The 7,979-nt window shown below is 31.2% G+C and carries 9 protein-coding genes; 3 read left to right on the forward strand and 6 right to left on the reverse strand.

Features of this window, described 5'->3' with window-relative positions:
- Positions 1 to 10: 10 nt before the first annotated feature.
- The 6 genes from ACZYT4_RS07840 to ACZYT4_RS07865 form a co-directional block, all read right to left on the reverse strand.
- Positions 11 to 772 (reverse strand): C39 family peptidase, encoded by a 762-nt coding sequence (locus ACZYT4_RS07840; protein ID WP_463784332.1) that lies wholly within the window; start codon positions 770 to 772, stop codon positions 11 to 13.
- A 68-nt stretch (positions 773 to 840) separates the two neighbouring features.
- On the reverse strand, positions 841 to 1,938 hold the full coding sequence (locus ACZYT4_RS07845; protein WP_463784334.1) for a sensor histidine kinase: 1,098 nt from the start codon (positions 1,936 to 1,938) through the stop codon (positions 841 to 843).
- Positions 1,931 to 2,611 (reverse strand): VanR-ABDEGLN family response regulator transcription factor, encoded by a 681-nt coding sequence (vanR, locus tag ACZYT4_RS07850; RefSeq protein WP_463784336.1) that lies wholly within the window; start codon positions 2,609 to 2,611, stop codon positions 1,931 to 1,933. The genes ACZYT4_RS07845 and vanR overlap by 8 nt, the downstream gene beginning before the upstream one ends.
- Before the next feature lie 87 nt (positions 2,612 to 2,698).
- A complete protein-coding gene (locus ACZYT4_RS07855; protein WP_463784338.1) occupies positions 2,699 to 4,126 on the reverse strand; it encodes an anti-sigma-I factor RsgI family protein in 1,428 nt (475 codons plus the stop codon).
- On the reverse strand, positions 4,119 to 4,643 hold the full coding sequence (locus ACZYT4_RS07860) for an RNA polymerase sigma factor (protein WP_463784340.1): 525 nt from the start codon (positions 4,641 to 4,643) through the stop codon (positions 4,119 to 4,121). The genes ACZYT4_RS07855 and ACZYT4_RS07860 overlap by 8 nt, the downstream gene beginning before the upstream one ends.
- Before the next feature lie 92 nt (positions 4,644 to 4,735).
- Positions 4,736 to 5,419: a hypothetical protein gene (locus ACZYT4_RS07865; RefSeq protein WP_463784343.1), complete on the reverse strand. Its 684-nt coding sequence runs from the start codon at positions 5,417 to 5,419 to the stop codon at positions 4,736 to 4,738.
- 152 nt (positions 5,420 to 5,571) lie between these two features.
- On the opposite strand from ACZYT4_RS07865, the gene ACZYT4_RS07870 reads away from it, so the two are divergent.
- The 3 genes from ACZYT4_RS07870 to ACZYT4_RS07880 all read left to right on the forward strand — a co-directional run bounded on the left by ACZYT4_RS07870 (position 5,572) and on the right by ACZYT4_RS07880 (position 7,902).
- Positions 5,572 to 5,925: a helix-turn-helix domain-containing protein gene (locus ACZYT4_RS07870; RefSeq protein ID WP_463784346.1), complete on the forward strand. Its 354-nt coding sequence runs from the start codon at positions 5,572 to 5,574 to the stop codon at positions 5,923 to 5,925.
- Positions 5,926 to 6,195: 270 nt separating this feature from the next.
- Positions 6,196 to 6,888 carry an iron-sulfur cluster assembly scaffold protein gene (locus ACZYT4_RS07875; RefSeq protein ID WP_205091152.1) on the forward strand — a complete coding sequence of 231 codons (693 nt, stop codon included), beginning with the start codon at positions 6,196 to 6,198 and terminating at the stop codon, positions 6,886 to 6,888.
- Between the two features lie 15 nt (positions 6,889 to 6,903).
- Positions 6,904 to 7,902 (forward strand): GGGtGRT protein, encoded by a 999-nt coding sequence (locus ACZYT4_RS07880; RefSeq protein ID WP_463784349.1) that lies wholly within the window; start codon positions 6,904 to 6,906, stop codon positions 7,900 to 7,902.
- Positions 7,903 to 7,979 lie beyond the last annotated feature (77 nt).

The raw sequence follows: 7,979 nt of genomic DNA on the forward strand, positions 1-7,979 counted from the left end.
AAAAGAATAGTCAAAAACTATTCTTACTATAAACCCATAAATTTCTAATTTGATGAGAAAATTCATCAAAATCATAATAATGACTCTTTTGGCGACTATTGGGATCATATACCAAAATTTGATTGTTTTGACAACCGGCTAATACAATAAAATGACCAGATAATGTAAAAATGCCTTTTGAAACACTACAGATAATTGGATGCCCCTGCATTAACTCCTGTTGAATCAGTTTTTCATCCAAGCTAAGTTGTTTGGCATAAACACCACAGGCTTCTGCCCCTCTAATCATATACTGCCAGGAAGTTCCTTCATCACTATAATATCCATTTTGTTCACTATATTTTGCCATATAATAAGGACTATATCTTCCATTTTGGGTTAAATAACTGACCACCATAGATAAGCATGTGGGACCACAACCATTAATAGCCATCATATCGTCCCCATACATTTTATAACCCCAACGTTGATCCCACTGCAAAAATAAAGGCATTTTTTTATCTTTTAAATCATTTTGAATATTAGTGACTGTATCTATTTGATGATGTGTCGGATACTGAGCTACAAATGAGATCGTTTCTTTATTCCTCAAAGCTAAATCAATAAGTTCCTGAGGATACTGATCACGATGATTCACAATCTCATGCCACTGACTAGAAGAATCATAATCATATGACAAATGAAGATCCTCATGCAATAAAAAATGATCAGCCAATAAAATCAACAAAGGTATAACCAATACCGCTATCACAACAATGAATTTTCTTCTCATAAAAATCCCTCCATCATTCATTATAGAGGACAAAAAAATAAATTTTTTTAATGATTTCTTAAGAATTCCTAAAGTTCATGACGTGGCAACATCACATCAAAAGTTGTCTGTTGGTTTTCACTGGTTGCTTTAATCAATCCATGATGTTGTTCTACAATCATTTTTGCGATAGACAACCCTAATCCTGAACCTCCCGTTTGAGAATTTCTTGATTCATCAAGACGATAAAACTGTTTAAAAATATTTTGAATCTTATCAGGAGGAATGGTATCACCATGATTTTGAAAAACAATATGATCATAAGTTTCATCCTGATATGTCCGAATAGAAATCACACTATTGTCATAACTATAATGAAAAGCATTCTTAAGGATATTATTAAAGACTCTCGCTATTTTTTGTGCATCTGCATAAATAAAGAAATCTTCACTCACATCTAATTCAATCGTCTGATTCTTTTGTGATGTTAATGGATAAAATTCTTCTTTCATCTGCTCTAACAAATATAACAAATGTACCTTTTCCTTATGAATAGGAGAATATGTCTGATTCAGTTTTGCAATATCAAAAAATTCATTAATTAATTTTTCCAGACGATAAGCCTTTTCTAAAGTAATATGTGTATATTGATGACGCAAGTCTTCTGGTAAATGTGGTGTCTCATCCAACAAACATAAATACCCTATGACTGAAGCAAGTGGAGTTTTGATATCATGAGCCAGATAGGCAATCATATCTACTTTATGTTGAACTTCATCAATAGCTTTTTTCTCATTTTCAATACTTTGTCTTTTTAATTCATTCAAATCATTTTCCAATTCATATAAAGAATCATCCAAAACAATTCTTTGTTGATCTTTCTGGAAAAGAATTTTGATTTGTGAAAAAACACGTGATATTTTTTGAATCGCATAGATTTCCACAATCAGTGAATTTAATAAAACAACAAAAATAATAATCATAAAAATAATCGTTTTTTGATTTTTTAAAGCAAAATGCGCAAAATCCCAACCAAAAAATTCCTGCAAAGAATTGATAAAAGCGCCATTATAAAAATAATCCATGAAAAAATAAAATAAAAGTATAAATACAAAACAGCTGGCAGTAATCATAATATGTATTTTGACAATTTCTTTTTGAAATTTTCTTGTATAATCTTTATTCAATTTTATAACCTACTCCCCATACTGTTTGGATATAACGTGGATTTTCTGCTGAATCATTCATTTTTTCTCTTAAATGACGAATGTGCACCATAATAGAACTGCTAGAATTCGTATAATACTTTTCACCCCATAAATCATGAAAAATCTGGTCAACACTAACAACTTTTCCTTTGTTTGAACAAAGCAACCATAAAATAGAAAATTCTGTTGGGGTTAATGACAATAATTGATTATCTAGAAAACAACGATGATTTTCTTTATCAATCGTTAAGGCTCCAATCGTTAAAATAGAAGAATTTTTTTTAGGAGACATCATAGCATAACGACGAAGTTGAGCTTTAATGCGTGCCATCAATTCCAAAGGACGGAAAGGTTTCGTCACATAATCATCTGCTCCCATTGTTAAGCCTGTTATTTTATCAATTTCTGTTTCCTTCGCAGTTAACATGATAATTGGAAAAATTTTCGTTTCTCTAATTTTAGAACATATTTTTAAACCATCAATATCTGGCAACATAATATCCAAAACAGCAAGATCAATATCTTGAGTTTCAACGCAACGTAATGCATCACAACCATTATAAAATTTAAAAACTGTAAAATTCTCATTTTTCAAGTATAACTCAAGCAAATCTGCAATTTCTTTCTCATCATCAACAACTAAAATGTTCATATTCTCACCTCATTCAACATTATATTACATAATCCTTGTGAATATTTTAAGAATTTATTAAGAAAAAAGAAGAAGTCGAAACTTCTTCTAATCATCATAATCTTTTTCATGAGAAACAATAGAACCATCTGAAGCTTTAATACGATATTCATATTCATATTGTCCTGATTTAAAAGATACTTCATAATATTGATTATCTAATTCTACTTCTACATCATAAGCATTTGATGCAGAAACATTTGCATGACTTAATGCTTTTTGTTTTGCTTGATCTTTGCTAATGTTCACCTGACCAACATATTCTTTTTCATGTTTAATTACAGAACCTGTTTGTGCATTAATATCATATTCATATTTATAATTTCCACTCACAAACTCGTATTCGTATTTTGTTACACCATCATCATAATCTTTCTTTATTTTTTCCTGTGATACAGATTGCACACCGGCATGATTTTTCGCAATTGTCTTTGCTTGATTTTGTGAAATCTGTCCATTAGATGTATTTGAAGAGGCATTTGATGATGCATTTGATGAAGACTGAGAACCTTGTTGTGAAGTTGAACCAGAAGACTGATTTGTTCTTGCTTGTCCATCTGTCTCTTTTTTCACAATCTCACCTGTTAAAGCATTAATTTCATATTCATATTCCACACCATTTTTATGGAAGTCTACTTCATAAACCATCATACCATCATCATAATCCATTTCAACTTTTAAAATTGTTGGATTAGAAACATTAGCATCTGCCACAGCAATGCTTTGTGCTTTTTCTTTTCCAATATAGCCACTTTCACTAGCACTGCCTGTAATTGTGACTTGTTCTACTTGATTACTTTGTAATAATAAATTCAATTCATGAATAGATAAATCCTTTAATGATTCAAATGTATAGAGTGAATTCTTTGATACCAGTTGTTGGATAATCTCTGCTTTTCCTACAGAAATTTGATATTGTTTTGCGAGTTCTTCTATACTTTTATCAGCAATTGTCTGAGAAACAATGGATCCATTAATATCGCTGGCTTTCAATAATTCATCAATATTCAAAGAAAGCTGTTGTCTCAATTTTTCATTTTCTGCTTCATTTTCTCCTGTTACAGAAACAAGTAATGAATTTTTTAGTTCATCAATATAACCTTCTTTTAACATAGCTCCAATCAGTGCATTCACACCAACTTCAACATCGCTACCTGTCAAATCCATATCTCCCACGATTTTTTTACCATCTTCATTATTGGTTTTGACTTCTAAAATCTTATAATCATCATCCAAATTCAATTCAACACTTGGATTCACATCCAGTCCTACAACTGTCTGAACCTGCCCTGTTGCTGGTAAGAACATCACCATGAGCACCATACACAAAGCCACAACAGGAACAGCAAAGAGATAACGTTTCTTCTTTTTCTTTGTTTCAACGACAATATTGTCATCTCTTGTTTTCAATTCTTCTTTAATATCATCCAACTTATGCGGTGTAATTTTCGTAAAAGCATTTCTGATTTCATTCATCTTTCATCTCTCCAATCTTCTTTTTCATTTTTTTCATTCCTCGATGATAACTTGATAAAGAGGTTGCGATAGGTATACCTAATAAATCTGCAATTTCATAGTGCTTCAGCCCCCATAATGAGTGCATAATGATGACTTCTCTCTCCTGATCATTTAAACTTTCAAATAAATATTCCAAAATCATTTTGGTATTCATATCTGTCTCTGGTGGACAATAAAGATGATCCTGATATTCATGAGTCAGATTCTGTCTTCTTAAATGAAGATAACATTCGTTTCTGGCAATTGTATAAATCCATGCCAGCGGTTTTCTCTGTGATTGATAGTTACGTGCAGCTAAATAGAGCTTGACATAAACTTCTTGAAGTATATCTGTACTATCATCATAGTTTTTTATAATACTCATTATATAAGCGAAAACACTTGTCTTTGTCTGACTGTACAATTCATCAAAAGCATCATCTATTTGGGGAATTTGAAGTATCAGCTGATCGATTTCTTTTTGATTCATAGTCATTTGTTTTCCCCCTTTCACTATACTAACGATTTTTCTGTTTATATTATTGCATAAATTTTTATTTTTTTCTTAGAAAATAAAAAAATGATTCTTTAAGAACCATTTTGAGACATTTTCCTTACAAATTGATCAAGTGCTTTATTTTCCAGATATGTTAATTCTGAAATATTTTGTATAGGGGAATGTTGAATATATTGATGTAATTTATTTTGAACCAGATTTTCAAAATGATAAGGATGTGTTAAAGAATGGGCATCTTGACATTGAAAACGATAATAACAATATTGAATAATAAAATAATAGAATCTTTTTATAAATAACTGATGTAAACAAGGGATGCGATAAGTCTTTGGAAAACATTCCTGATTATCTTTAACATTCTGACAAAAAAGATTATCCAAAAACATCAATGGTAATAATAAGTCTATCGGCCATCTTTTTTGATAATCATCAAATATATGGTCATATAAATAAATAGCTTCAATAACACTTGCTTCCAAATAAATAGCTTGTGAACTGGGAATACTGATTTGAAAAGTACTTAATGTTTCAATTTCCTCATTTATATCATCTATCCCCACAGCATAAAATAACTGATGATATAGCTCCTTATATATCAAATAATTCTGAGCATTATTTTGAACACAAATTTGTGAAGTTAATTTTTCTTTTGGCAAAATCTCCACATAAACCTTGTCCTCAAAAAAAGCTTCGTTCAACCAGTAAGAAGATGATTGAAGAAGAGTTAAAGATTGAAAGAATTCACATATATACATATGCTATTCTCCTTTCTTATTTGTAGTTACTTTTATATCTATATTTATTATAACAATAGTTAAAATGAATATCAAATATAATTCTATTATAACTAAACATTTTACAGAAAAATAAAACTCTCCGATATAATGAAAAAAATGAGGTGGATGAAATGTTAAAAATTGGTAAAATTCTAGCTACAAAATTAGAAGAAAAGAACATGACACAAAAAGATATTGCAAAAAAGCTCAATATTACACCTGGTGCATTTTCTGCTTATGTCACAGACACCAATTTTCCACGTCTGGATGTATTAGATGATATCTGCCGCATTCTTGATATTGATATAGACCATCTTTTAAATCTTCATAAACATGGCAATGAAGATATCCTCATTCAAGGAAAAGATGAAGCCAGACTCATTTATTTTATGAGAAGTTTAGATGCCCAAGAACAAGAAATTTTTCTAGAAAGCATGGAAGCATCCATGAATATTATTAAGAAAATGAGAAAAATCAAGGAATAGCTTTGTCTATTCTTTTTATTTACTTATTGCAAATTTATTATAACCCTCTTTTTATAAGTTTGCAATAAGTAAATTTTTCACATCTTTATTTTTTGACAAAGAACTACAAATTTGACATTTTTTTCATTGGGAAAGTACGGTGTACATTGACTTTAAAGGCTATTTGCCTTATAATCACAGTAGGTGAAATTCCTTCACCACAATCGGAAAAATTTGCACAATTTTCTGATTTGTCTGGCTAATCATTTTGAAGATGAAAGGAGTAAAAAAATGATTTATACAAAAGAAGTAGAAGAAATGTGCACTGTTGCACGCGGTGCAAGTCATGGATGTGCTCCAATTCCTGAAGAAGGAAAATGGGTATATTCAAGAGAAATCAAAGATATTTCTGGTTTTACACATGGTATTGGTTGGTGTGCTCCTCAACAAGGTGCATGTAAACTATCATTAAATGTAAAAGAAGGAATTATTGAAGAAGCATTAATTGAAACAATCGGATGCTCTGGAATGACTCACTCTGCTGCTATGGCTAGTGAAGCATTAGTTGGTAAAACTTTATTAGAAGGTTTAAATACTGACTTAGTATGCGATGCTATTAATACAGCAATGAGAGAATTATTCTTACAAATCGTTTATGGACGTAGCCAATCTGCTTTCTCAGAAGGTGGACTTTCTGTAGGAGCTGGTCTTGAAGATTTAGGTAAAGGATTAAGAAGTATGGTTGGTACTTCATATTCTACAAAATTAAAAGGACCTAGATATCTTGAATTAACTGAAGGTTACATTAACAGAATCGCTTTAGATGATAATAATGAAATCATCGGTTATGAATTCATTAATCTTGGAAGAATGATGGATATGATTAAATCTGGAAAAGATGCTAATGAAGCATTAAAAGAAGCTACTGGTACTTATGGTAGATTTGATAGTGCTACAAAATACATCGATCCAAGAAAGGAATAATGGAGGGGTACGAAGATGGCATTATTTGAAAATTATGAACGTAGAATTGATCAGATTAACGCTGCATTAGCTAAATATGATATTAAATCAATTGAAGAAGCTAAAGCAATTTGTGATGAAAAAGGTATTGATGTTTATAACATCGTTAAATCAACTCAACCTATCTGTTTTGAAAATGCTTGTTGGGCTTATACAGTAGGTGCTGCAATGGCAATCAAAAATGGAGATACAAAAGCAGTTGATGCTGCTAAAACAATCGGTGTTGGTTTACAATCATTCTGTATTCCAGGATCAGTTGCTGATGATCGTAAAGTTGGTTTAGGTCATGGTAACTTAGGATCTATGTTATTAGATGAAAAAACTGAATGTTTTGCTTTCTTAGCTGGACATGAATCATTTGCTGCTGCTGAAGGAGCTATTAAAATTGCTGAAAAAGCAAATAAAGTTAGAAATAAACCATTAAGAGTTATCTTAAATGGTTTAGGTAAAGATGCTGCTAAAATCATTTCAAGAATCAATGGTTTCACTTATGTTGAAACAGAATTTGATTATTTCACTGGGGAAGTTAAAGAAGTATCAAGAACAGCTTACTCTGATGGGCCAAGAGCAAAAGTTAACTGCTATGGTGCAGATGATGTTCGTGAAGGTGTAGCAATTATGCATAAAGAAGGTGTAGATGTTTCTATCACTGGTAACTCTACTAACCCTACTCGTTTCCAACATCCAGTAGCTGGTACTTATAAAAAAGAATGTGTAGAACAAGGTAAAAAATATTTCTCAGTAGCTTCTGGTGGAGGAACAGGACGTACATTACATCCTGATAATATGGCTGCTGGTCCTGCTTCTTATGGTATGACTGATACTATGGGACGTATGCACAGTGATGCTCAATTTGCTGGTTCTTCTTCAGTTCCTGCTCACGTAGAAATGATGGGATTAATCGGTATGGGTAACAACCCAATGGTTGGAGCAACTGTTGCTGTTGCCGTAGCTATCGAAGAAGCTTGTAAATAATTAGCTTTATCCTAATTATAATGAAAAGTTCTGATTTTATCAGGACTTTTTTTATTTTCATCATTTTTATGATTTAC

It is taken from the genome of Massilimicrobiota sp. mt181 (genome assembly GCF_055420065.1).

Bases quoted from the DNA above. Each gene is read 5' to 3' on its own strand.
- ACZYT4_RS07880 (WP_463784349.1), top strand. From the start codon at position 6,904: ATGGCATTATTTGAAAATTATGAACGTAGAATTGATCAGATTAACGCT.
- ACZYT4_RS07870 (WP_463784346.1), top strand. From the start codon at position 5,572: ATGTTAAAAATTGGTAAAATTCTAGCTACAAAATTAGAAGAAAAGAAC.
- ACZYT4_RS07840 (WP_463784332.1), bottom strand. From the start codon at position 772: ATGAGAAGAAAATTCATTGTTGTGATAGCGGTATTGGTTATACCTTTG.
- ACZYT4_RS07875 (WP_205091152.1), top strand. From the start codon at position 6,196: ATGATTTATACAAAAGAAGTAGAAGAAATGTGCACTGTTGCACGCGGT.
- ACZYT4_RS07865 (WP_463784343.1), bottom strand. From the start codon at position 5,419: ATGTATATATGTGAATTCTTTCAATCTTTAACTCTTCTTCAATCATCT.
- ACZYT4_RS07855 (WP_463784338.1), bottom strand. From the start codon at position 4,126: ATGAATGAAATCAGAAATGCTTTTACGAAAATTACACCGCATAAGTTG.
- ACZYT4_RS07860 (WP_463784340.1), bottom strand. From the start codon at position 4,643: ATGACTATGAATCAAAAAGAAATCGATCAGCTGATACTTCAAATTCCC.
- vanR (WP_463784336.1), bottom strand. From the start codon at position 2,611: ATGAACATTTTAGTTGTTGATGATGAGAAAGAAATTGCAGATTTGCTT.